Genomic DNA, 24,703 nt, shown 5'->3' with positions numbered 1-24,703 from the left:
TTACGTGGACGGTGTGGACACACCCACCCCTGAAAAGACTTTGTTCCGACCGGGGGCGGAATCACTCTCGATCCAGGGCTTCGAGCTGGTCGCAGAGATTCTTGGTCTGCTCGAGGAGCTTCGACATCCGTTCCTGCCAGTCTCTCAATTCGGCGGGAGGCGGCGTCCGAGGGGCTTCCTCCATGGCGGCGATTACCTCTCGGCCCGCGCGCACCAGGGCTGCCCGGTTCTCTAGCGAGGCATTCTCGAAGGGCTGGAGGAGGAGGTGGATGCGCTCGGCATGGCTCAGCCATGCGAGGCGGTTGAATGACTCCGGTTGCCAAGGGCTCGTCCTGGCCGCCAGCCGGCACGATTCCGCCATCCGCGCGAATTCCCAGCACTTCTCCGGACCATCCGGCAGTTCCCGTATCCCCTTCAGCCGCATGCCCAAGAAGTACCAACTCGCCATGGCGCGGTGCTCGGGTGGGGCTGTGCGCAGGCGTGACAGGAAGTCAGGGAGTACATCGTCTGGCGCGAAGGCCATGAGGAGAGATGTCTCCGCCTGTACCTCGAGGTCGATGTGGCGGAGCCCCTCGGTGTCGGCGATCCGTTCCATGCTTGCGAGATTGCCGGCGATCTGCTGGATGAAGGCCAGCAGATCGGCCCAGTCCATTCCCGCGGCGCGGACCAGTCCACTCCAGACGATGTCGTTCTCCTTGGGCGCGATCTCCCTCAGGATGTGCCGTCCCCAGCCCGAATGACACCCGAGCAGGATGATCTCGCCATGTACCTGCGTCAGGAATTCCTCGGGGTAGGTGCGGAGGCGGGCGATGTGTATCCACAGCGAACGTGTGAGCCGGTGGAAGGCCAGGCCGAGTTGCTCCAGCTGCTTGCGGCCGATGCAGGCCTCCAGGGGGCGGGCCACCTTGGACAGCAGCCGCAGACCGCGTAGAAGGATGCGGGCGGGCGTAGTGTCCTTGGTCGTCCCGGTCTGCTTCACCACGAGATCGACGATCTCCTCGAGCCGCAGCGCGGGAGGCAGCTCGCGGCCGCCGAGCCATTTGTCCAAGGCCTGCTTGCTGACGCCGAGCTTCCTGGCGAACTCATCCCGGGTGAGCCCGGTGAGCTTGACCAACTCGCGAAGCACTTGTCCGAGGACATTCTCCTCGAGCGCGGGCGTGTGCTCCGAGGCCTCCGATGCCGTTCGCTCCTGGGGGGTCTGAAGGTCTTTCTGGCGCACGAAGAGCACCGCGGCTCGCAGGGCCAGATCAATGATGGCGAGGCGGAGGGCGATGATGGTGAGCAGCGGAACCGCCTTCGGAGAGGCGCCCGCCGGGAGTTGGGCCCGGATGTCGTCCCAGTGCCTAGCCTGGGCCATGAGGACGTCCCGGAAGCCCTGGATGACCGCATCCGCTGGAGCGACCCGCCCATCGGGGAGCGGGACGTCACCCGTCGGTACTGCCGGCCCCAGCAAGGCGCGAATCAAGGCCTCGAAGATGGCTTCCCGGGTCTTCTCGCTCACCGGCTTTCCGGTGATGTAGTTGCGCCAGGTCCGCTCCTTGATGTCGGGGTCCAGGTCCACTTCCAGCGTCTTCACGAGGAAGCCGATGATCTCGGCGCTGGTGGGGAGGGGGTTGGCCTCGGAAGAAGCCGAAGGGTCAGGCATGGCCTGGGCGTTCATGAGGGGTTCTCCTTCGAATCGTACCTCCAGAATCCTGGCGCGGGTGCGTTGGGGGCGCAGCCAACCTGCAGCGGCAAGTCCGCATGTCCGTGGAGGTGGGAGGGGGCGGAGTCAGGCGGCTTCGAGCACCAATCCCTCACGGCGAAGGACGCGGCGGACGCTGGTCAGCACGGTCCGGGTCACATCGGCGCCAGGGTGGTCGATGACGATGGGGAAGCTCTGTCCGCCTGGCGTCACCCACTTCTGGTGTGAACCCCCATGGGGAGCAAGTGGGCGGCAACCGAGGCGTCTGAGAAGGCGCGTCAGGTCTCGAATCTTGGGGCGGCGGCGCATGAGAGGGCTCCAGGGTCAGGAGCCCTCACTTGTGAATCATTGCGTCGCGCTTTTCCGCCAACCTCAGTCGGCAAGCGAATCCCAGATGTCTGGGGAGTCTTTAGAAGCTCACGCCCTCGGTGGCGGGGGAGGGGACGGTGAGGGACAGCCGCTGCGTGGCGGCCTCCTTCCCGTAGAAGGCCTGGTAGAGGTACAGGTCCGCCAGCACCTGCTTCACGTACCCGCGCGTCTCTCGGAACGGAATCTCCTCGACGAACAGGTCCAGGGGCAGCGTGCCCTTCTCCTTCACCCACTTCACCGCCGCGTCCGGGCCCGCGTTGTACGCCGCTGCCGCGAGCGCCGGGTGCGAGAAGCGCTTCATCAGCTGCGACAGGTACCACGACCCGTAACGGATGCTCAGCGAGGGCGAGAACAGCTCCGCGGGCGCCGGCTCCGGCTCCGACAGCTTCTTCGCGATGGCCCGCGCCGTGGGCGGAATCACCTGCATCAGCCCGCGTGCATCCGCGGCGCTCGCCACCTCCGGACGGAAGGCGCTCTCACGCCGCATGATGGCCCACACGAGGAACGGGCTCACCTGGTAGCGCGTGGCCTCGCTCTCCACCGCGTTGGCGAAGGCACGCGGATAGAAGGCCGCGAGCGCCTCGGGCACCCGCGCCCCGAAAGCCCGGCCCCACAGGTGCCTCGCCGCCACCGCGTGTGCGTGCCCGTACTCTCCCAGCCGCAACAGCGCGTGCGCGAAGGCCAGCGCCTGCTCCTGGTTGCGGATGCGCGAGGTGCGCGACTGCACCTCCTCGGCCGCGTCGCTGAACAGTCCCGCTCCCGTGAGCGCCACCGCCAGCTTCAGCTCCGGCGGCACCTCGCCCGACTCCAACTGCTTGGGCGCCTCGGGGAACTTCGCGGGCGGCTGGCGGCCCAGCGCCTGGAGCCGCTCCGAGGCCAGCAGCGCGTAGTACGAGTTGGGCGCGCTGGTGATGACGGCCTCGTACGCCGGCCCGGTGACGTCCGCCTTGGCGCCTTCCAGCTCGTGGCTGCGCGCGGACCAGTAGCGCGCCTGCGGCACCAGGCTGCTGCGCGAGAACTTCTCCACCAGCGTGTCCAGCACCTCGCGAGACTTGCCGTACTGCTCCAGCCGGATGTGCGCCAGCGCCCGGTACCACAGCGCCTCGTCCCGCTTCCGCGAGCCCGCGTGCCGCTGGTCGAACGCCGTGAAGGACTTCACCGCCTCCTCGAAGCGCCCGGCCTGCAAGTCCAACCAGCCCACGTAGAAGCCCGCCTCGTCGGCCACCTTCTCCTTGGGCCAGGTCTTCTCCACCGACGCCATCAGCTCGCGGGCCTTGTCGTTGGCGTCGCTCTTGAGCGCGCGGCGTGCGGTGACGAAGGCGGCCTCGGCGGCCACCGAGGGAGGCCCCTGGCGCGCCACGGCCAGCGCCTGCTCCGCCTCCTCGCGCTTCCCCGTGGCGTACAGCGCCTGGGCCCGCACCAGCGCCACCTGCGCCTTGTCCTGCTTCGTGCGCGCCAGCTTCGCCGCCTCGGCCTTCTCCAGCTCCGCCAGCGTGCGCTTCGCTTCATTGGCGTCCAACAGCCCGCGCGCCCGCTGCAGGTGCTCGGCCAGCGTCAGCTTCAGCGCCGGCTTCTGCGCCTCGAGCTTCGCCAGTGCCTCGTCCCCGTACGGGTGCGCGGGGTAGCGCAGCGCCACCGTCTTCAGGTCCGCCTTCTCGCCCGCGGCATTGCCCGTGGCCTTCCGGGCCTGGGCCCGCTGGTAGAGCAGCTCCGCCGAGGGCTCCTCGGTGGCGGCGAGCTCCAGCGCGGGAGCGGCCTCCTTCGCCTTGCCCGAGGCCAGCAGCGCCTCACCCAGCCGGGCCCGCGAGCGGGACACCAGGGCCGGCGTCCCCTTGTCCACCGCGCGCTGGAAGGCCTCCGCGGCCGCCGCCGGGTCTCCCGCGTAGAAGTGCGCCTGGCCCTGGTAGTAGGCGAGGTAGGGCTGGAGCGGCTCGGACACGGACGCGCCCGTCAGCAGGGTGCGCGCCTCCGCCACATCCCCCTCGGCGAGGGCGAGCGTCCCGGCGAGCAGGGAGATGCGGCCCGCATCGGCGCACTTGCTGCTCCTGCAACCTTCCAGGTCCTGGCGGGCCAGGGCGCGCGCCTCGGCGCGGTGCAACCGGACAGCCTCCAGTGTCCCCGGGGACTGTGCCCACGCACCCGTACCCACCACCACCGAGAGGAGCCCCGCTCCAGTCCACCGCCGCATTCGCATCTCCTTTTTCGCCTCCTTCGAGAGAGCGAAGGGGCGGAGAACCTCGGGCTTGCCGCGCCTATTCCCACCCTACATCCACTCACCAGGTCAGAAAGCGCTTGCACAGGGTGCGGTTTGACAGACGGGCCGACAAGCCCTAGATCGGCCCCCGCGACGACAGGACCAGCTGTTCGGCAGCTGTCAATTCATTCGCTGCCGGTATTCGTGAAATGAGTGTTTCTGGTCGTAGTCGGTCCTGGCCAGTTGCGAAAAAGGGGGCGCTTCTTAGGTTGTGCGGCCGTTTCATCCGCACGGCCTGGAAGGTTGCCGAAGCAGGTAACCGCGCGTTCCGGGCCGATGTTGGCTCCATGCGTTCGGGGGGGAAACAGCTGTAGAGGGAGGGCTCCGTTCCATGCTGAAGCCGTGTCCGACTGATCTGCCGCAGACCATCAACCCCGAGGCTGGCCCGAAGCGGGCTGGTGTCGAGACGCACCGCAATCTCAACTGCAACTACTACGACAACTGCCTCGACGAGGCGGTGCGCCGTGGGTGGCAGTCCTTCACCTGCGTGAAGTGCCAGATGAACCAGCAGGTGGCCCCGCCGCAGATGGGCATCGAGGCGTACGCCACGCAGCGCCGCGCCATCTGAGGCGGCGAGCCGTCACTGTCACCGCGCATGGGGCTCCCGGCGGCTGGCCGGGAGCCACGCTCAGCGGGTGGCGGCGTAGATGATGACCATCCAGTACTGCCCCGGCCCGTAGGTTCGCGAGTCTCCGCGGACGGCACCCACGCCGAACTGCGTGTTCTTGCGGTCTCCCAGACTCTTGGAATCCGGGAGCGTGGAGGGGCTCTCCGCCACATAGAAATCCACCGAGGCGCTCTTCACCGATTGCAGGGTGGAGAAGACGCGGTCGTGCACCTTGGAGCCGGGCAGTTGCACGCGGGGCTGGTCCAGCTCGAGCGCGCGCCGGGCATGGTCCAGGGCGATCTGCTCCAGCACGGGGTTGCGCTCCAGGGCGGGCAGGCCGCGCGAGGCGCGGTGGGTGGCGAGGACCTGGTAGGCCTCCTCGCGCGGGTTCTGCGAGGCGGCGGGGGTGGCGGCGGCGGTGACGGTGATGGGAGGGGTGGAGGAGAAGACCTCGGTGAGCAGGGCCTGGTTGCGTCCGTCCACCTTCTGGAAGGTGACGCCGATGCCGGCATGGGTGAACTGGGTGCCGAGCAGGTTGCTGCGGTGGCCGGGGCTGTGTTCGATGCCGAAGTGGGCGGCGAGGGGGCCGGAGGCCAGGCCGAGGTTCTCGCCGGCGGTGCGGTACTGGGCGCCGGCGGCGGTGAGGCGGCCGCGCAGGTCCGAGCCATCCGGGGCCACGTGGGCGAAGAAGCCCTCGCGTGCCATGCGATCGCTGTAGGCCTGGGCCACGTCGTTGAGGGTGTCCTCGAGGGTGAGTGGCTGCACGCCATGGGCGCGGCGCAGGGCGTTGATGCGCGCGAGCACGGCCTCGCGGGCGTCCTCCACGGTGGTGGGCTCGACGATGCGCTCGCGCTTGCCCTTCGCGCGGGACCTGCCCACGTCCACGAGGAAGAGCGAGGTCACCTCGGGCCCGCGCTCGCCGCGGCCGACGATCTCCACCGTGTAGCGGCCCTCGGAGGGGAAAGCGAGGCGGGTGCAGAAGGAGGGGCCGGACTCGCGGGTGAGGGGAGGGCGCTCCACGCGGCCATCGGGGAGGGTGACGTAGACCTCGGACGTGCGCAGCGGGGGCTCGAGCTGGCCGCAGAGGCTCTGGCCGTTGCCAGGCTTGTCGAAGGTGCGGGGGAAGCGCTGGAGGGAGGCCTTGCGCTCGGCGAGCAGCACGACGAGGGCGGCGCGCTCCTCGTCCACCGCCACGCCGACGCCCACATGGGAGGCGGGCTCCTGGTTGAGGTCCTTGCGGTCGAGCAGGGTGCCCACGGCGTGCTCCCGCACGGAGGCGCGGACGACGTAGGAGCGGGGGGAGGGGTCGGCACCGCCGGCGTCGCTGACGGCCTCGGTGAGGGCGAGCAGCTCCACGGCGCCGGAGGGGCTGTCGTGGAGGGCCGCGCGCGCGAGCCGGCGAGCGGCCTGGGTGAGGGAGGGATCGGCCTGGGGGACGCGCCGGCCCACGCGCTCGAATTCCTGGCGGACGTGGCGCGCGGCCTGCTGCTCCATGTCGGTGGGCGAGGGAGAAGTGGCCAGGAGGACGCTGAGGGCGAGTGCGAGCATCGCTAGTCGAGGCGGAAGACGAGGGCGGAGACGCTGCCGGCGCCGAGCCGGGAGTTGAGCTGCTCGAGCAGGGAGGACTGCTGGCGGGAGAGGGTATGCGCCCACTCGGCGCTGGCCACGGTGACCACGAGGGTGCCTCCTTCGAGGGAGTGGGGCCGGGAGTGCTTGGAGATGTGGGGCCCCACCGTGGCGTTCCAAACCGGAGCGAGGGCCCGTCCCTTCCCGGACTGTTCGGCCAGGCGGGCCAGGACACGGGGGAGGAGCTGGTCGAGGGTCTGGGGATCGCGCCGGGCCATGGGAGGCAATCATCGGCCGGGGAGAGGGGGGCTGCCAACGGGGAATGCAGGGCGGCGGTGTCGTGGGTTGGAGGGGGGACGGACGTGCAACCACGCGGAATCCGGGCCCGGCATGAAGCTGGCTAGACAGTGGGAGGCGGCCCCGCTTGACAGTCCCAGGGGGAGCCGCTTCCCTGGCCCTGACTGGAGCCGCCGATGAACCCCCCCCTTCGTCTGGCGCTATGCGCCGTCCTCTTGTCCTTCTCGAGTCTCTGGACCGCCTGCGGTGATACCGGGCTTCAGCCCGATAAGCCGTTCGACACCCCGCGCTCGGACGCGTGCCAGGTGGATCAGGACTGCCCGAATCCCGGGCTCTTCTTCTGCGACACGGTGACGTCTACCTGCAAGGCGGCCTGCAAGACCCAGGAGGACTGCACGGCGGCGAAGCGGGGCGAGTACCGGCTCGCGGAGTGTGACGGCAGCGCGCTGGGCTGCCAGTGTGACAGCAACCGGTGCGTGGTGGCGCAGTGCTCGGCGGACGCGGAGTGCGCGGCGGCGGGGCAGGTGTGCCGCAACGGCGGGTGTGGGCCGGCGCCGGAGGCGAGCGCGGTGACGGCCTGCCGGGTGACGCCGGACTTCGTGGTGGCGAGGGCGGGGACGTTGGCGCGCTTCTCGGTGCTGGCGATGGACGCGGCGGGCCGGGCGGTGGTGGTGCCCTCGGGCGCGGCGTGGACGGCGCTGGACGAGAGCGTGGAGGTGGAGGGCGGGGGCACGGGGGTGGAGTCCGCCTTCGTGTTGTCGGCGGCGACGGAAGGGGCGAGGGAGTCGGTGCGGGCCCAGGTCGGGGGAGCCACGTGCACGGCGCGCGTGTCGGTGCTGGAGGCGGCGGTGGCGCCGGGGCGGTTGCGCGCGGTGGTGAAGGACGAGCTGACGGGCCGTCCCATCGCGGGAGCGGCGGTGGTGGTGGCGGATGCGGCGGGAGCGGTGACGGCCACGGCCACGACGGACGCGAGCGGCGTGGTGACGCTGGCGGCTCCGGCGGAGGCGGGGAGCGTCTCCGTGTTCCACGAGGACTTCGGCTACCTCACGGTGGCGCACGAGGGGGTGGCGGGCCCGAGGGACCTGGCGCTGCCGCTGCGGCGCAACCCGACGGACCGGTACGGCGGGTACAAGGGCACCTTCCGGAACATGCCGGCGAGCGTGGACATGCAAGCGGGGCTGGCGGGGCTGTCGGCGCCGGACGCGGTGACGGACGTGTCGGCGTCGCTGCTGGCGGGGCCGGTGCGCGAGGTGGCCTTCACGATGGGCGGACAGGCTCGCGAGGCGACGCTGCCGGCGGGGGCGTACGTGGTGCTGCCGGGCAGCACGCTGGCGGTGACGGATGTGTCGGCGCAGGGGCTGGCGGGCGTGTGCGGGGCGGTGCTGGAGGGCTCGGAGAGCGCGGAGGAGGCGATGGCCGCGGGGGCGTGTGGCACGCGGACGGCCTGGGCGCTGGGCGGGGACATTCCGCTGAACGCGCTGCCGCTGCTGTCGGGCGGGACGATGGACGTGGGGCAGTTGCTGGCGCGGACGATTCCACTGCTGCGCACCTTCAGCTCCTCGGTGGTGCGGGACGTGGAGTTCCGGCTGAAGGAGACGCCGCCGGAGCCGGACACGGGCGCGCCGGACTTCCGGGACCAGGCGCACTTCGTGACGGTGGACCATGACTTCAAGGAGGACCAGCGCATGGGGCTGGGCTTCCAGTTCGCGGTGCGGGTGCCGGCGCTGCCGAGCTACCGGGGGTACATGGACAGCGCGGCGGTGATGGGGGCGGTGCGGGTGCCGGGGCGGGGTCTGGTGCCGCTGGGCCTGGGCATGGGGGTGAACACCAATCCGGCGGACCACAACACGGACACGCAGGCGGGCCTTCCGGCGCCGGGACTGGTGAGCGTGCGGATGGCGCCCGCGCACCACGGGCTCGAGGGCAGTCCGTACGAGCTGATGATCACCGCCACGTCCTCGGCGGCCAGCAGGGACGCGGCGGCGGGAGTGGCCTCCAGCGCGCTCATCCACCGGACGCTGCAGAAGCTGCCGTTCGATCCGAAGGGAAACACGCCCGTGCTGGTGGGCGGGCCCTTCCTGCCGGTGCCGGAGGGGGCGCGCTACAACTACAACCGGGCGGCGGGGGGTGGACTGGAGGGACGGCAGTTGCGCTTGCTCGGAGCGCCGGAACTGCCCGCGGCGACGGTGCTGCGCGCGGTGTTCACGGACCGGCTGGAGCGCCGCTGGGAGGTGTGGATGGACGTGGCGAGGGCCGGGACGGGCGTACGGCTGCCGTTGCCGCCCGATGGCTTCGAGGACCGGACGTACTACGGGGACACGGTGGGCTCGCGCTCGCCGATGGGGGTGCAGGCGCTGGAGGTCCGCCGGACGGGGACGTCGGCGGGGGCGGCGGTGAATCTGCACGGACTGGTGGAGGCGGACGGGGTGGACCTGGAGCACCTGGGCGAGCTGGCGGTGGCCTGGTCGGCCCTGGAGTACGGGCGTCCGCTGGTGACGTGGATGGAGCCGGCGGAGGACGGCCAGAGCGTGGCGAAGGGCTCGAAGGTGAAGGTGCGCGTGCTGGGCTTCCGGGTGGGCAGCGGCATGGCGGACGAGGGCTACGTGCGGCTGACGTTCGCGGGAGGCACGGGTTGCGAGCCGGTGGACGGGTACGTGGTGGAAGGCCGTGGCGAGGTGGAGTTGCAACTGCCCGCGGCCTGTACGGGAGCGGAGGTGCAGCTCAACGCGACGTTGGTGGACACGGAGGGAGTGGCACTGAGCCCGCCAGTGACGAGCCAGCGCACCCTGACGATCCACTGAATCCCATTCTCAACCCTTGAGACTGATATCCCCTCGCCCTCCGGGAGAGGGACAGGGTGAGGGTGCCCGGGCCCCGGGTTGGACCCTGGAACTGGCTTCCAGGGTTTTACGGGTGGTACCGTCCTATCTGGTATGGCGCAGAACGAGACGGTCGTCACAGTCATCTCGAAGATCTCTGAGCGGCCGGTCGATCTCGACGCGGCGCTGGTGGTCATCTACGGCCTGGAGCTGGGCCGGAAGTACGATCTCTGCAGGGAGGAGACGCTGATTGGGCGCTCCTCGAAGGCGGAGATCCAGGTGGACCAGGAGTCCATCAGCCGCAACCACGCATGCATCGCGAACACGCGGCGTGGGGTCTTCATCAAGGATCTGGAGTCGACGAACGGGACGTTCGTGAACGACGAGCCGGTGAAGGGCGAGAAGGCGCTGCACAACGGCGACCTGGTGAAGATCGGGCGGACGATCTTCAAGTTCATCGCGGGAGGGAACATCGAGGCGGCGTACCACGATGAGATCTACCGGCTGACGACGATGGACGGGCTGACGCAGATCTACAACCGGCGCTATTTCGAGGAGGCGTTGGAGCGGGAGGTGTCGAGGTCGCGGAGGTACGAGCGGAGCCTGGCGCTGGTGATGTTCGACGTGGACCACTTCAAGCAGGTGAACGATCGGTACGGGCACCTGGCGGGGGACTACGTCTTGAAGCAGCTGGCGTCGGCGCTGAAGACGAAGATCCGGCGGGAGGACGTGTTCGCGAGGTACGGGGGTGAGGAGTTCGGGATGCTGTTGCCGGAGGTGGACGAGGCGGGGGCGGTGCAGCTGGCGGACAAGGCGCGCAAGCTGGTGGAGAAGCAGCGCTTCGAGTTCGACAAGAACGTGATTCCGGTGACGATCTCTCTGGGGGTGGCGGTGCTGGCGCCGGAGCACCGGGGCCTGGAGGACCTGAAGCGGGCGGCGGACACGAAGCTGTACGAGGCGAAGTCCGGGGGCCGCAACCGCGTGTGCGCGTAGGGCCCAATCCCTCACAAGGAGTGAGTAACGCTCCTTGGAGGCACTGTGATGTTAGATGACCTGGAATGGTTGGAGCAGTGGTATGCGGCTCAGTGTCAGGGTGACTGGGCCGAGGACAGGGGTGTGGTGATCGAATCCCTGGACAATCCAGGTTGGATGCTTCGGGTTGATCTTCGTGGGACAGCGCTCGAGGGGCGCACGACGGAGGCCCTTGTCCATCGCTCTGGGGAACCGCCCTCGGAGGAGAACGGAAACCTGGGTGGTGAGGAGTGGATGGAGTGCTCCATCAAGGAGGGCCGATTCGTTGGGGCAGGCGATCCCACGAAACTGAGAGCCCTCCTGCGCTGCTTCCGGGCATGGGCTGAGCAGGAGTAGCTGAGCGCTCACCCCGCGAAGACGGAGCGGCGCTCCTTGAGCAGGGCCTGGAGCATGCCCTGGATGGACTCGCGGGTGCGCTCGGTGAGCCGCTGCACCTGGGACATGTCCTCGGCGGCCTCGGGCGGCAGGTCTCCCATACCGATCGGATCTCCGAAGCGGATGGTCCACCGGGCCGGCAGTGGCGGAGGCGTCAGCGGCAGGTAGGGCAGTCCCAGGAAGCCCGCCGGCAGCTTGGCGAACAACGGCACCGTCTCCTCGGCGCCCACGATGGCCACCGGGACGATGGGCGCGCCCGTGCGCAGCGCCAGCTTCACGAAGCCGCCTCGTCCGAAGCGCTTGAGCTGGTAGCGCTGCGCGAAGGGCTTGCTCAACCCCTGGATGCCCTCGGGGAACACGATGACCGGGCGCAATTCGTCCAGCAGCCGCAGCGCGTTCTCCGGGCAGGCCCGCACCGCGCCCATCCGGTTCATCAGCGTGCCGAGCATCGGCGCATGGAAGACCTGGTCCTCCGCCAGCCAGCGCGCCTCCTGGAGATCCGGCCGCTCCCGCGACAACGCCTGTTGCAGCACCGGCCCGTCGATGGGCAGCGCTCCCGAGTGGTTGGCTACCAGCAGCACCGGCCCCGCCGGCACGTGGCTGGCGCCCTGCACCGACACCCGCCAGTAACGCTCGTACAGGAAGTCCAGCACAGGCTGCATCACGCCGCCGAGCGCCGCGTCCTTGCCATACTCATCGATGGCCGTGCCGCCGCCCACGCCAATGCCCGTGAGCGCCGCGCTCAGCAGCCCCTGCGCCGAGCCCACCGTCTTGCTGAACCGCTCGCTCGCCAGCGCCTGGAAGGCGGCCTCCTTCGCCAGGGACAACAGCCCCGCGAAGCGATCCCCCATCCGGTGCGGCTCGGCTCCGGGAGACTCGGCGGTGAAGAAGGCGTCGGCGGTGCCGCTCACGGCGGGCTGCACGGGCGCCAGCGCGGCCTCCACCTGCACCTCGATGCGGGCTTCCTCCGCGGCCTCGGCCTCGCTGTCCGGGGCGTACTCGTCCTGGCTCGCGTCGAGCACCTCGACGGCCACCGTCTCGGTCACCGTCATCTCCACCACGTCCTCGAAGCCGGGCATGGCGACGGGTCCGGTGGGCAGCGGCTCTCCAATGGCCTCTTCCAGCTCCCGCAGGGCCTCCACGGCCGAGAGGGTCTCCGCCGTCCGCTCCCGCGGCTCCTCGACGGAATCGCGTGCCTTGGCCTGGGCCGGCGCTGGTGTGGCAGGTGGCTCGACCGGAGTGCCCACCGTGGCCCCGGCGGCCCTGACCGCCCCGGGAGCGGCGGGGGTCTTCGAAGCCGTCCCCTTGGAGGCAGAGGCCTTCTTCCCCTGTGCACCCGAGGCGGGCTTGGGTGCCGGCTTCGGCGTGGCGGCGGGCTTCGGCGCGGCGGCCCTGGCGGCGGGCTTCTCCTTCGGCGCTGGAGCCGGAGCGGGCGCCTTCTTCGCGGCCTTCGCCGGGGCACTCTTCCCCGTGGCCTGGGCCTTCTTTGGCTCCGGGGCCGCCGTACCGGCCGTCTTGCCCTCCGAGGGCCGCTGAGCGGCGCCCCGCTGGAAGGGATCGTTCCCGAGCACACCCTTGGCCATGATCAACTCCTCCGCATCGCCGCCACGGCGTCCCGGGCGTGGAACATGGGGATGAAACCGAGCTCTTCCTCCGCCCGCTCGCCGTTGGCGACCCACCCGTAGTGCATGTAGTCGAGCAGGGCGGTGGGGAATCCAGGTCCCCCCAGCGAGGTCATCGTCTTCAGGGCCGCCCGGTAGAGCGGTCCGGGCAGGGGGAGCGGCTGGGCGCCCGCCTGGCGGATGAGCCCCGAGAGCGGCAGCACCCCGCGTCCGACGATGTTGAACTCACCCTCGGCGTTGGCGCTCAACGCCTGGTACAGCGCCCGGGCCGCGTCCTCCTCGTGGAGGGCCTGCCAGAGCGGATCGAACCCCAGCAGCGTGGGCACCACGCCGCGAGCCACCATCCGCGTGGCCGGGTTGTCCATGTGCGGGCCGAACAGCGGCGCGAAGCGCAGGACGATGACGCGCGTCTCCGGGTGGCGGTCGCGGAAGGTGCGAACCTGCTTCTCCACCTCGACCTTGTCGGTGATGTAGCGGCTGCCAGGGCACCCCGCCAGCGAGGTGTCCTCGTCCAACAGGGCGGGGTGCTGGCCGCGTGCTCCATAGAGCGCCGTCAACGAGGGGACGATGAGCCGCGGCACCCGGGCCCGCCCCACCGCGCTCAGCACACTCATCGTGCCGATGACCTCGAGCTCGTGTGCCAGGGATCCATCGCGCACCGGCCCATGAAGGAAGGCCAGATGGTAGAAGACGTCCACGGGCAGCTCGGCGAGCGCGTCGGACAGCTCGCTCTCCGCGTCGTGCCGCGTGAGGTCCACGCGATGGAAATCCACCTTGTCACCGGCGGGCTTGGCCACGTCCAGGACCAGGATGCTCTCCACATCGGGGTCTCGCTCCAACAGTGGGAGCAGCAGCCGGCCGAGGTCGCCGGCAGCGCCCGTCACCGCGACGCGAAGTCCCCCCTTGCTCGCCTGAGTTGCTTCCATACGGGAGTGGGCGTGATAGCTCAGAAGCCCACCGTTGTCAGCCGCGACGCGTCAGGATTGCTGGCCAACTTCCCGGGTCCTGCGCATCATATGACCTCCCATGGCACGTATCGCCCGCCTCACTGACGTCCTCATCAACAAGATCGCCGCCGGCGAGGTGGTGGAGCGCCCCGCCTCCGTCGTGAAGGAACTGGTGGAGAATTCCATCGACGCTGGCTCTCGCACCATCCGCGTGGCGCTGGAGAAGGGGGGACTGGGGCGCATCACCATCTCGGACGACGGGCACGGCATGGGGATGGAGGACGCCCGGCTGTGCCTGGAGCGCCACGCCACCAGCAAGCTGCGCGAGCTGGACGATCTGTTCACCATCAACACCAAGGGCTTCCGGGGCGAGGCGCTGCCGGCCATCGCCTCGGTGTCGCGCTTCACCCTGCACACGGCCGAGCCGGGGGCGCAGGTGGGCACGAAGGTGGTGGTGGAGGGCGGGAGCGATCCGCTGGTGGAGGAGGCGCCGCCGCGGGTGGGGACGGTCATCTCGGTGGAGGACCTGTTCTACAACACGCCGGCGCGGCGCAAGTTCATGAAGCGCGAGTCCACGGAGCTGCAGCACGCGGAGGAGGCGGTCATCCGGCTGGCGCTGGCGCACCCGGACGTGGCCTTCTTCGTGGAGCACGGGGGCCAGCAGCTCTTCACCAGTCCGGCGAGCCCGGGAGATCCGCGCGAGCGCATCGCCGCGGCGCTGGGGCCGGGGGTGCACCCGCACCTGGTGCCGGTGGAGGAGCGGCGGCTGGGGGTGAGCGTGACGGGGCACATCGCCTCGCCCGAGTACACGCTGCCCAACGCGCGTGGCATCTACACCTTCGTCAACCGCCGCTACATCCGGGACCGGGGCCTCAACAGCGCCATCCAGCGTGGCTTCCAGGAGTTCCTCGCGGCGGGGCGCCAGCCGGTGGTGGTGCTCTTCATCGACGTGGACCCTCGGGCGGTGGACGTGAACGTGCATCCGCAGAAGCAGGAGGTGCGTTTCTCGGACGCCAAGGGCGTGGTGGACACGGTGCACGCGGCCATCTCCCGGGCGCTCCGGGCCGCGCCCTGGCTGGGCAACAAGGGAGAGGGTGGGGGGCCCGAGCAGCCGAGGCAGGCCGCCCACTACGCCATGGCGGTGGAGCGCTTCCTCACCCGCGCGCAGGAGGCCACCTGGGGCGCGCCTCTCCCTCTGCCGGGCACCCAGGACGCGCCCGTGCCTGGAGGAGGCCCCGTCTCGCCGTTGCCCTTCGCCCCCACGTCCATGCCGGGGCCCTTGGGTCTGGCCTTCGCGCCCACCGCCTCGCTGCTGCCGGGGCGCGCTCCCGCCTTCGGCCAGGCCCAGCCCCAGCTCAACGAGGCGCCGCCGCCGGGCTACTTCGGCGCGCTGCGGCCCATGGGCGTGCTGGGCGAGCGCTTCCACGTGTGCGAGGGACCGGGCGGCACGCTGGTGGTGCTGGACGCGCACGCGGCCCTGGAGCGGGCGCGGCTGATGGGCTTCCAGCGGATGGTGCAGCGGGAGGAGGCTCCGGTACCCACGCTCTTCGGCGCCACGGTGGAGCTGCCGGTGTCGGTGGCCAAGGCGCTGGTGGAAGGGCGTGAGGCGCTCGCGCGCCTGGGGCTGGAGGTGGAGCCCTTCGGCGGAACGACGCTGGCCCTCAAGGCCGTGCCGCCCTCGCTGGTGGGGGCGGATGCCCGGGCGCTGCTGGAAGCCCTGTCACGTGCCCTGCCTCCGCCCGGCTCGGCGCTGGACGTCACCACGCTGGCCGAGGGACTCCGCGTGCTGGCCTGCCATGCCGCGCGCCATGCCGAGGGCCAGCTCAGCGAGGGCAAGCTCCGGGCGCTCCTGGGCGAGCTGGACGCGGCGGACTTCCACCCCACCTGCATCCACGGCACGGTGGTGGTGCTCGAGGTGCCGCTGCTGGAGTTGGAGCGGCGCGCCCTGCGGCCCCCCAGCCCGAAAATTTGACCCTCCAAACGTCACTGCTACGGTGCGCGCCCTGCCTGTAGCACCGGGGCGGACTGACGCGAGGAGGAGCGCATGCGCGGCGTGATCACTCTGCGGGACGTGATGGCCAACGTGGGCCTGGTCCGGCGGGAGTTCGGCTCGTTGTGTGTGGTGCGGTGTCTGCTCGCCGCTCTGTCCCGGCGCCGCACCACGTTTCTCGAAGTCGCGCTGCGCCTGAAGGACTCCTGACCGATGCGCCGTCTCCTCCCGCTCGCCGTCCTGCTCGCCGCCGCGAGCGCCTCCGCCCAGGACGAGGAGCTCATGCCGCTCAACGGCGTGGGCCGTATGACCATCGAGGCGGGCTGGCGGCACACCTCCAACGGCACCTTCTACGACAGCTTCTACTCGCTGCCGGCCTACCAGGGCGTGCAGCGGGCCCCCGAGTCACCGGGTGGCCCCTTCCTGGCGGGCTCCTTCGCGTACTCCGTCACGGAGTTCCTCGAGCTGGGGATCGATCTCTTCGCCACCGGCGAGCAGCTGCGGTTCACGGGGGCCCCCACCATCACCAACATCACCTACGGCGCGCTGGTGGGCCTGCGCCTCCAGACGCTGCTGGACATCCTGACGCCCGAGGGCGTGGTGCCCTTCGTGGGCATCCAGACGGGCCCCACGCTGGCCTACTCGGTGGCCGAGGGGGTGGGCTCGCGCGAGCTCTTCACGCAAGCCTGGGCGGGGACCGTGGGAGCGACCTTCCGCTTCTCCGCCCAATGGGGACTGACCGCCGAGTACCGCCTGGCCTTCGCCCGGGGCCAGAGCGTCTTCAACAACAAAGCCGAGTTCAAGGGGCTCTCCTCCTACAACGCGGGGGGCAACTGGTTCGCGCTGGGAGTGACGTACTTCTTCGCATCGGATCCCTCCCGACCCTTCTCGACCTTGCCCTAGCGGCGTACCGCTAGCCTGGCCCCCTGCCTTCGAGGGATGCACCGGAAATTCTTCGGGGCGTGGGGCCTGTTTCCGGGGCCGACCACCACGAAGCGGGTGTGAAAAGTCACCAATCCCGCCCGACGGAGCCCCTACGATGCGCGAAGAGGCCGAGATCATTTCCGGGCCCAACAGGAAGATGTCCATGGCTGCTGAGACGAAGCCGGAGCAGAACAAGGAACTGAGCGAGATCCGCAAGGAGGTCATCGAGGCCCGCAACCTCGTGATCAAGACGGACAGCCTGCTGAAGAACCTTCACGCGGAAGTGAAGGCCATTGGCAAGCGCCACGAGGATCTCCAGAAGCGGCAGTGGATTTCTTCCGGCGTGGCGTACGCGATCTTCGCGGCGCTGTGCGTGGCGGGCGCGGTGATGGTGAGCTCGGCGAAGAGCTCCGGCGCGACGGCCGAGCGCGAGCGGCTGGAGAAGGCCGTGGCCGAGCTGACGACGCAGCTGGACAAGCAGCGCACGGAGACGACGGCGATGCAGACGTCCCAGCGCCAGGCGGCCGAGGTCTTCCGGCTGATGACGACGCTGCCGGGTGATGAGCGGCTCAAGGGCGTGGACGAGCTGGTGAAGCTGGACACCTCGAAGCTGACGCAGCTGGAGCGCCACGCGCTCAACGACAAGGCGGCGCAGCTGCGCCGGGAGATTGGCGACGCGGCGCTCGAGCGCGGCAAGGCGGCCTTCCGCCGCAACGACATGAAGACGGCGATCGAGGAGATCACGCGCTTCGTGGCGATGAACCCGCCGGCGGAGCAGCTGGTGGAGACGTCGTTCTTCCTGGGCGTGGCCTACAACATGGAGAAGAAGCACGAGCAGGCCGTGCCGCAGCTGACGCGCTACATCGAGAGCGACCGGAGGGCGAAGAACCGCGACTACGCGATGCTGCTGCTGGCGCAGTCGCTCCAGGAGACGAACCAGCTGGAGAAGGCCGTGCAGATGGTGAATGACGGCGTGACGCAGCACCCGGCGAGCGAGTACATCTCTCAGTTCCGTGGCCGTCTGTCGACGGTGCGGCGGCTGATGTCGGGTGGCACGGCGGCGGCGGCGACGGTCCCGGCGGCTGGGACTCCGGCGCCCACGGCGGCTCCGGCGGGTGGGGCTCCGGCTCCGGCGGCGCAGCCCGCTCCGGCGCAGTAGCCCCATCCACCCTGTCCTCCCTCTCCCTCTGGGAGAGGGCCGGGGTGAGGGTCTTCCCAATGAAGGGCCTGGGTTCCGAGAGGATCCCAGGCCCTTTTCTTTTGCCGCCCGCTAATTGCTCACGGTGATGGAGACGGTGGCGCTGTAGGCGGAGTTGCCGGCGGGATCGTAGGCGCGGCTCCTGAGCGAATAGGTGCCATTGGCCTTGCTGGTGGAGTTCCAGGAGAAGGTGAAGGGCGCGGTGGTGGAGGAGCCGAGCAGGGTGTAGCCCAGGTAGAACTCGACCTTGGACACGGTGCCCCGTTCATCGTTGGCGGTGGCCTCGAGGAGGACGGTACCGGAGAGGACGGAGCCCGCGGTGGGAGAGGTGAGGGAGGTGGTGGGGGCCGTCAGGTCGTTGCTGAAGACGACGTTGATGGAGGAGAGGGCCGCGTTGTTGGAGGTGTCATAGGCCCTGGCTTTCAGGGTACGGGTGCCGTTGGGGATGCCGCGGGTGTTGTAGGTGCAGGAGTAGGGGGCGGAGGTGTCGACGCACATCAGGGTGGTGTTCGAATAGAACTCCACCTTGCTCATGCCCCGGTCGTCCGTGGCGGTGGCGGTGAAGGTGAAGGTGCCGTTGATGATGGCGCCCTCGGTGAGATCGGTGAGGGTCACCGAAGGAGGCGTGAGATCGTTATCGGTGGTGACGTCCACCGGGGCGGAGGTGGTGCTGTTGCCCTCGGCATCCAGCGCCCGGGCGGTCAGGGAGTGCGAGCCATTGGCGCCGTTGCGGCTGTTCCAGGACAGCGAATAGGGCGAGGTGGTGTCGGAGCCCAGGAGGGTGGAGCCGTCGTAGAACTCCACCTTGGTGACGCCCACGTTGTCGGAGGCGGCCGCCGAGAGGGTGATGGTGCCCGTGATGGTGGCGCCGGCGGCCGGAGCGGTGAGGGACACCGTGGGCGGGACCAGGTCGTTGTTGAGGGTGACGTTCACGGCAGGCCCCCCGGAAGAGGACAGTCCCACGGCGTCGAAGGCGACGACGGAGAGGGCGTAGGTGCCGTTGGGCATGGTGCGCGTGTCCCATGCGAGGGAGAAGGGCGGGGAGGAGTCGGAGCCCACCAGGGTGGAGCCGGCGTAGAAGTCGACCCGGGCCACGCCGAAGTCATCGGAGGCGGACACCGGGAGGGTGACCGTGCCCTTGAGGGTGGCACCGGCGGCCGGAGCGGTGAGCGACGCGGAGGGCGGCGTGGTGTCCACGCCGGTACCCACGGCGAACACCAGGTCATCGTGGTCGTTCACCGTGCCCGCGTTGCACTCGGAGGTGCTGCCCCCGCTGCGGTAGACGGCGCGCAAGGCCTGCAGGGAGCCCGGAGGCAGCAGGTACGTGGTCGACAGGACCCGTGCGCCGGTGCTGGTGGGGGTCAGGGTGGTGAGGTACGTCCACGACGGCGCGTTCGCGTCCTCGGCGTAGAACAGATCCAGCCGCTCATTGGCGATCGAGCTCACCCAGACGGTGACATCGACCTTCACTTCCTTGCCGGGGGCGAAAGGCGTCCCATCCGTCCGCGAGACCAGGATCTGGTCGATCGAGGGACTGGTGTGGAAGGTGCCACTCGTCCCATCCGCGCAGGAGCCGCCCAGGGTGTTGGGCTGATGAGGTTCGGGCCCGAGGTTGGCTCGGCCCCTCACCAGCGTGGTGGTGTCGCAGCGATAGGTGACGTCCGGGCACAGGGGCACGCCGAGCGTGGCGTCGTACCCGGCGGTGCCGGGGTGGAGGATCGTGACGGAGACGTTGGCACTGTAGGCGGCATTGCCGGCGGGATCGTAGGCGCGCGTCTTGAGCGTATAGGCGCCGTTGGTCCGGGTGGAGGTGTCCCAGGCGAAGGAGAAGGGCTCGGTGGTATCGGTGCCGAGCAGGGTGGAGCCCAGATAGAACTCGACCTTGGAGACGGTGCCCCGTTCATCGTTGGCGGAGGCCTCGATGGGGACGATGCCGTAGACGACGGCGCCCGCGGTGGGCGAGGTGATGGCGGTGGTGGGGGCCGTCAGGTCGTTGTCGAAGATGACGTTGACGGACGACAGGGCCGTGTTGGTGGCGGTGTCATAGGCCTTGGCGGTCACGGCACGGGTGCCGTTGGAGAGGTTGCGGGTGTTGTAGCTGCACGAGTAGGGCGAGGTGGTGTCGGAGCACAGGACGGTGGTCCCGGAGAGGAACTCCACCCTGGACATGGCCCGGTCGTCCGTGGCGGTGGCGGTGAAGGTGACGGTGCCGGTGAGGGTGGAGCCCTCGGCGGGAGCGGTGAGGGTGACCGTGGGCGGGGTGAGGTCGTTGTTGGCGGTGACGGTGACGGGGGCGGAGGTGGCGCTGTTGCCCACGGCATCCAGCGCCCGGGCGGTCAGGGTGCGCGAGCCGTTGGGCCCGTTGCGGCTGTTCCAGGACAACGAATAGGGCGAGGTGGTGTCGGAGCCCAGGAGGGTGGAGCCGTCGTAGAACTCCACCTTGGTGACGCCCACGTTGTCGGAGGCGGCCGCCGAGAGGGTGACGCTGCCCGTGACGGTGGCGTCAGCGGCCGGAGCGGTGAGGGACACCGTGGGGGGGATCCAGTCGTTGTCGACGGTGACGGTCACGGCGGCGCTCCCGGAAGAGGACAGTCCCGCGGCGTCGTAGGCGATGGCGGAGAGGGCGTATGTGCCGTTGGAGACGGAGCGGCTGTTCCACGAGAAGGTGAAGGGCGGGGAGGAATCGGAGCCCAGCAGGGTGGAGCCGGCGTAGAAGTCGACGCGGGTCACGCCGAAGTTGTCGGTGGCGGAGGCCGAGAGCGCGACGGTGTTCTTGAGGGTGGCGCCCGCGGCCGGAGCGGTGAGTGAGGCGGAGGGGGGCGTGGTGTCCACGTCGGTGCCCACGGCGAACACCAGATCATCGTGATCGTCCAGCTCGCCCGGGGAGCAGGGCATGGGCATGCCGTAGGTCCGGTAGGTGCCGCGCACGGCCTGCAGGGTGCCCTCGGGCAGCAGGTACGTGGTGGACATCGTCAGGTAGCCACTGGAGTACGGGCGCAGGGTGGTGAGGTACGTCCACGACGGCGCGTTCGCGTCCGCGGCGTAGAACAGATCCAGAAACTCGTTGGTGGGATCGAGGCTCGCCCAGAAGTTGACCTCGAGCTTCACCTCCTTGCCAGGGGCGAACGGCGTCCCATCCGTCCGGATGACGCGGATCCGCTCCAGCGAGGGGTCGAACTGGTACAGGCCGTAGATGCCCTCCTGGCCGTCCGCGCAGGTGCCGCCCAGGGTGTTGGGCTGGTGCTGCTCGGGGCCGAAGTGGGTGCCCCGGCCGGCGAGCAGCCCCATGGAATCGCAGCTGCTGCTCGGGGAGAGGCAGCGCGGGACGCCCATCACCGGGTCGTAGAGCGCGATGCCCGGGTTGTCGAGCGTCACCTCGACGGAGCTGGCCGCGCTGTTGCACCCACTGTCGAAAGCGCGCGCGGAGAGGGAGGCCGTGCCGTTGTCGTGCTCCCGGCTGTCCCAGACGATCGAGTAGGGGGCCGTCGTGTCGGAGCCGATGAGCTGGCCATCGGCGTAGAAGTCCACCCGGGTGACGCCCACGTCATCGGACGCCGTGGCGGTGAGGGTCACGCTTCCACTGAGCGTGGCGCCATGGGCGGGCGCGGTGAGCGACACCTCGGGGCGCACGGAGTTGCCCATCCCCATGCAGGCCGAGTGAAGCAACCGGTTCGGAGAGCCGAGTCCGGGCTCGATGACGAGGTTGGGGGTCGAGCGGGCGATGATCTCCTCGTTGACCTCGGTGGGAGCCGCCGTGGGGTGCCCCTCCAGGTAGAGCGCCACGGCACCGGAGACGTGGGGCGTGGCCATGGAGGTGCCATCGGCGTACTCCATGTCCGTGTCGCCCGTGAACCAGGCGGAGAGGATGCCCTGGCCCGGCGCGAAGAGGTCCACGCAGGTGCCGTAGTTGGAGAACCAGGCGCGCATGTCGTACTCGTCCGTCGCGCCGACGGTGATCGCCTGGGGTTCGCGGGCGGGAGACGTGGAGCAGGCCTCCCAGCCGTCATTGCCCGCGGCGACCACGAAGGTGACGCCCGCGGCGATGGTGGCCGCCACCGCGTCATCGAGCGCCTGTGTCGCCTCGCCTCCGAGGCTCAGGTTGGCCACGGCCGGCTTCTCGTGGTGGGCGGCGATCCAGTCGATGCCAGCGAGCACCTGCTCCAGGGTGCCCTCGCCCTCGCAGTTGAGCACGCGCACGGGATGGAGCAGCACGTCCTTGGCGACGCCCACCGTGGTACCGCCCACCGTGCCTGCCACGTGGGTGCCATGGCCGCGGCAGTCTTCCGTGCCCAGCCCGTCGCCGATGGAGTCGAAGCCGGGGCGCATGCGGCCCGTGAACTCGACATGGGTGGACAGCACGCCGGTGTCCACGATGTACGCGTGCACTCCGGCGCCCGTGTACTCGTAGGTGTAGGTGCCATTGAGCGGCTGGTTCCGCTGGTCGATGCGATCCAGGCCCCAGATGGCGTTGCTCTGCGTGCCGGACTGGCGGAAGAGGCGATCCTGCTCGATGTAGCGCACGCGCGGGTCCGTGCTCATGCGCCGCGCCGCCTCCTCGGACATGGCGGCCGTGAAGCCCTTCAGCGCGTGGGTGTACGTGCGCCGCGGCTGGGCCCCGTGCGCCCCCGCCAGGGACGTGACGCGCTTCCGGGTGTCCTCGGCGGAGTCCGCCACTCCCTTCTCCTCCGCGAGCACGACGATGTAGCGGTCCTGGATGGCCCGGGCTGGTTTCGCGAGCCGGAGCTTCTGGGTGGAGGTGTGCTCCGGGGGAGGGGTCTCCGGCGATTGCTCGCATCCCACGGCGAGCAGGCAAGCAGCGAGGCGGACGAAGCTCCACAGCCGAGTGCGCATGGAAACCCCCTGGGTTTTTAGGTAGCGCGTCGGTGGATCATCTCAGGAACGATGGAGTCGGGACCAGACCCCCAGGCCGGAATGTCGGGAGGACCCCGCTCAACCCGCCCCCCTATCGGGCCACGGTGACTCCCGGTTAGCGTCGCGGCTCTTCTCTTTGTGACCCCGGAGAAGCTTCAGGGGGAGGACTGCATGCGTTCACGTTGGCTGGCGGTAGTGGCGATGTCCGGACTGTGGGTGGGCTGTGGTGGCCCGGCGGCCGAGGCACTCAACAAATACAAGGCGGCCTCCCTCGCGTCCGAAACCGATGTGCAGGAGTGGGCCGAGCGGTCCAGTGCGCCCAACATCTATGCCATCGCCAACGTGGCGGTGACGCTCGTGGCGCTGACGGGTGGTTCGGAGGGCGCGGATCCCAACTGTCCGGTGGAGAAGAAGGACGGCAAGACCACGCGCATCACCGGAGGCTGCACCGACAAGAACGGCGTGGAGTGGATCGGCTCGATGGAGCTGGTGAGCGAGGAGGAGGGCGAGAGCTCGGGCATCCAGAACGCCCGCTACACCTATGACAACTTCGGCTACCAGAAGACATACACCTGTGGGGGCAAGACCGGCGTGAACAAGTTCGCCTTCCATGGGACCACCTCGGTGACCGGCACCAAGGCGAAAAAGGAGTTCGCGATCGACGTCCGCCTGGAGTCCTCCGAGCTGCGGGACGAGGACTCCGACTCTTGCGAAACCCTCAGCTCCACCGCGGCGTGGGAGTACAAGGGGACCGTCGACGGCGCGGACACCGCCCTGGGCAATGGCAGGCAGACCTGGAACGGCTCGGGCCGCATGGGCTCCGAGGAGCGGGGCGTGGTCGAGGTGGCGACGAAGGACGAGGTGGTGGATGACTCGGTGTGCGACGATGAGGCGGCCTCGGGCAGCACCACCATCAAGTCGGGCGGCCACACCGCGGTCATCACCTACGATGGCGCCACCGACTGCGAGGAGGCCAGCACCGTGCAGTGGAGCCTCGATGGGAAGGCCTCGGGAGAGATGGAGGGCGTCAGCTGCTCGGCCGCCAGTGGCCCCACCTTCGCCGCGTGGGGCGTGGCCCTGCTCGGCGCGCTGGGGCTGATGCGCCGCCGCGCCCGGCGCTGAGTCCACGCCCCCTTTGGCTCACGCCACCGGGGGAGGCTCCTTCGGTACCGGAATCCCCGGGTAGCTCAGCGCGGGACTGTCGATGACCTGGTGGGTCCACGGCACCAGGTCATCGAGGATCCGCGCGATGCCCCCGGAGATATCCTCGAGCGGAAGGTCGTTGTCCTCGGTGCCGAAGGGCTCCTCGATCTCCACGCCAATCTCCTCGATGCCCAGGAAGGTGTGGGCGATGAGCAGGATGACGGGCACGGCGGCCCAACCGAAGGGCTCCACGAGGGCGAAGGGCAGGCCGAGGATGAAGAGGATGAGCGTGCGGCGCAGGTGGAGCATGTACGCGAAGGGCATCGGCGTCCGGACGATGCGCTCACACCCGCCCTGATAGTCGATGAGGAGCTGGACGTTGCGGTCGATCTCCATCTGGATGATGTCGGAGATGAGTCCGGCGCGGCGGGCCTCGGCGAGGATGGCGGACATGCGCATCGCCACCGCGAGGCCGGCGTTGCGCGCGTTGAGGATCTGATCGATCTCCGCGCGGGGAAGTACGGCCGCGGCGGGCCCGAGGTCGTCACCCCCGCCTCGGAGCACCCGGGTCAGCGCGAACGGGTACACCGCCGTCCACGCGGCGAGACGGCGCACCAGCTCGGCCGAGGGGATGTTCAGCGCCGCCGCGCGCACCAGGTTCCGCGTCTCGTTGACGACGCCTCCCCACAGCTTCCGCCCCTCCCAGAACCGGTCGTAGGAGGAGTTGGTGCGGAACACGAGCAACAAGCTGAGCACGGTACCGGCCAGCGTGTGTCCGGTGGCGGGGACGTCCACATGGCGGACGTTCTGATGGAACCAGACCACCGCCGCGGACCAGGCCACGAACATGCCCAGCCGTCCAACGATCTCCTTGAGGATGCCGCCGCGGAGTTTGAGGAGGTGCCGCCACCAGTGATGCGGGTCGTAGTGGATCATTTGTCTCGACGGGCGATGTCAGCCGCCCCTGGCGCGGGTTTTCGCTCAGGAACCATGGAAGTTCCATG

Annotated in this window: 18 protein-coding genes; 9 read left to right on the top strand and 9 right to left on the bottom strand. The window is 69.7% G+C overall.

Features of this window, described 5'->3' with window-relative positions; all coding sequences use genetic code 11:
• Positions 1-61: 61 nt before the first annotated feature.
• The 3 genes from BO221_RS27450 to BO221_RS27440 form a co-directional block, all read right to left on the bottom strand.
• Positions 62-1,660, bottom strand: a complete 1,599-nt coding sequence (locus BO221_RS27450) for a helix-turn-helix transcriptional regulator (protein ID WP_073563484.1) — start codon at positions 1,658-1,660, stop codon at positions 62-64.
• Positions 1,661-1,771: 111 nt separating this feature from the next.
• Entirely contained in the window at positions 1,772-1,993 is a 222-nt protein-coding gene (locus BO221_RS57665) for a type II toxin-antitoxin system HicA family toxin (RefSeq protein WP_073563483.1), read from the bottom strand.
• A gap of 100 nt (positions 1,994-2,093) precedes the next feature.
• On the bottom strand, positions 2,094-4,241 hold the full coding sequence (locus BO221_RS27440; RefSeq protein ID WP_073563482.1) for a transglycosylase SLT domain-containing protein: 2,148 nt from the start codon (positions 4,239-4,241) through the stop codon (positions 2,094-2,096).
• 400 nt (positions 4,242-4,641) lie between these two features.
• On the opposite strand from BO221_RS27440, the gene BO221_RS27435 reads away from it, so the two are divergent.
• Positions 4,642-4,875: a hypothetical protein gene (locus BO221_RS27435; protein ID WP_043409150.1), complete on the top strand. Its 234-nt coding sequence runs from the start codon at positions 4,642-4,644 to the stop codon at positions 4,873-4,875.
• 60 nt (positions 4,876-4,935) lie between these two features.
• Here the strand turns inward: BO221_RS27435 and BO221_RS27430 are convergent, their stop codons facing one another.
• Complete coding sequence (locus tag BO221_RS27430; protein ID WP_073563481.1) at positions 4,936-6,462, bottom strand: CAP domain-containing protein; 1,527 nt, start codon at positions 6,460-6,462, stop codon at positions 4,936-4,938.
• A 2-nt stretch (positions 6,463-6,464) separates the two neighbouring features.
• Positions 6,465-6,758 (bottom strand): DciA family protein, encoded by a 294-nt coding sequence (locus tag BO221_RS27425; RefSeq protein WP_073563480.1) that lies wholly within the window; start codon positions 6,756-6,758, stop codon positions 6,465-6,467.
• A 195-nt stretch (positions 6,759-6,953) separates the two neighbouring features.
• Between BO221_RS27425 and BO221_RS57410 the strand changes: the two genes are divergently transcribed.
• The 3 genes from BO221_RS57410 (at position 6,954) to BO221_RS57660 (ending at position 10,964) form a co-directional block, all read left to right on the top strand.
• Positions 6,954-9,578, top strand: a complete 2,625-nt coding sequence (locus BO221_RS57410) for a carboxypeptidase regulatory-like domain-containing protein (protein WP_073563479.1) — start codon at positions 6,954-6,956, stop codon at positions 9,576-9,578.
• A 132-nt stretch (positions 9,579-9,710) separates the two neighbouring features.
• Positions 9,711-10,589, top strand: a complete 879-nt coding sequence (locus tag BO221_RS27415) for a GGDEF domain-containing protein (RefSeq protein WP_073563478.1) — start codon at positions 9,711-9,713, stop codon at positions 10,587-10,589.
• 48 nt (positions 10,590-10,637) lie between these two features.
• Positions 10,638-10,964: an immunity 53 family protein gene (locus BO221_RS57660; RefSeq protein ID WP_073563477.1), complete on the top strand. Its 327-nt coding sequence runs from the start codon at positions 10,638-10,640 to the stop codon at positions 10,962-10,964.
• 8 nt (positions 10,965-10,972) lie between these two features.
• Here the strand turns inward: BO221_RS57660 and BO221_RS27405 are convergent, their stop codons facing one another.
• Positions 10,973-12,586 (bottom strand): lysophospholipid acyltransferase family protein, encoded by a 1,614-nt coding sequence (locus BO221_RS27405; protein WP_073563476.1) that lies wholly within the window; start codon positions 12,584-12,586, stop codon positions 10,973-10,975.
• 2 nt (positions 12,587-12,588) lie between these two features.
• On the bottom strand, positions 12,589-13,551 hold the full coding sequence (locus tag BO221_RS27400) for an NAD-dependent epimerase/dehydratase family protein (protein ID WP_073563475.1): 963 nt from the start codon (positions 13,549-13,551) through the stop codon (positions 12,589-12,591).
• A gap of 100 nt (positions 13,552-13,651) precedes the next feature.
• Here BO221_RS27400 and mutL point away from each other — a divergent pair, with 100 nt between their 5' ends.
• The 4 genes from mutL to BO221_RS27385 all read left to right on the top strand — a co-directional run bounded on the left by mutL (position 13,652) and on the right by BO221_RS27385 (position 17,645).
• Positions 13,652-15,544, top strand: a complete 1,893-nt coding sequence (gene mutL, locus BO221_RS27395) for a DNA mismatch repair endonuclease MutL (protein WP_073563474.1) — start codon at positions 13,652-13,654, stop codon at positions 15,542-15,544.
• 72 nt (positions 15,545-15,616) lie between these two features.
• The gene (locus BO221_RS55520) at positions 15,617-15,772 is read left to right on the top strand and encodes a hypothetical protein (RefSeq protein ID WP_198956193.1); all 156 of its coding nucleotides are present in this window, start codon (positions 15,617-15,619) and stop codon (positions 15,770-15,772) included.
• A gap of 3 nt (positions 15,773-15,775) precedes the next feature.
• Positions 15,776-16,465 (top strand): hypothetical protein, encoded by a 690-nt coding sequence (locus BO221_RS27390; RefSeq protein ID WP_073563473.1) that lies wholly within the window; start codon positions 15,776-15,778, stop codon positions 16,463-16,465.
• A gap of 184 nt (positions 16,466-16,649) precedes the next feature.
• The gene (locus tag BO221_RS27385) at positions 16,650-17,645 is read left to right on the top strand and encodes a tol-pal system YbgF family protein (RefSeq protein ID WP_073563725.1); all 996 of its coding nucleotides are present in this window, start codon (positions 16,650-16,652) and stop codon (positions 17,643-17,645) included.
• 111 nt (positions 17,646-17,756) lie between these two features.
• On the opposite strand, the gene BO221_RS27380 is transcribed toward BO221_RS27385, so the two are convergent.
• A complete protein-coding gene (locus tag BO221_RS27380) occupies positions 17,757-22,535 on the bottom strand; it encodes an Ig-like domain-containing protein (RefSeq protein ID WP_073563472.1) in 4,779 nt (1,592 codons plus the stop codon).
• 192 nt (positions 22,536-22,727) lie between these two features.
• On the opposite strand from BO221_RS27380, the gene BO221_RS27375 reads away from it, so the two are divergent.
• Positions 22,728-23,678 carry a hypothetical protein gene (locus BO221_RS27375; RefSeq protein ID WP_073563471.1) on the top strand — a complete coding sequence of 317 codons (951 nt, stop codon included), beginning with the start codon at positions 22,728-22,730 and terminating at the stop codon, positions 23,676-23,678.
• Between the two features lie 18 nt (positions 23,679-23,696).
• Here BO221_RS27375 and BO221_RS27370 read toward each other — a convergent pair whose 3' ends face one another.
• Positions 23,697-24,635, bottom strand: coding sequence for a bestrophin family protein (locus BO221_RS27370; RefSeq protein WP_073563470.1), 939 nt, complete (start codon positions 24,633-24,635; stop codon positions 23,697-23,699).
• Between the last annotated feature and the right edge of the window lie 68 nt (positions 24,636-24,703).

This window comes from Archangium sp. Cb G35 (genome assembly GCF_001896145.1).
GTDB lineage: Bacteria > Myxococcota > Myxococcia > Myxococcales > Myxococcaceae > Archangium > Archangium violaceum.
This window is presented reverse-complemented; position numbering and strand designations above follow the sequence as displayed.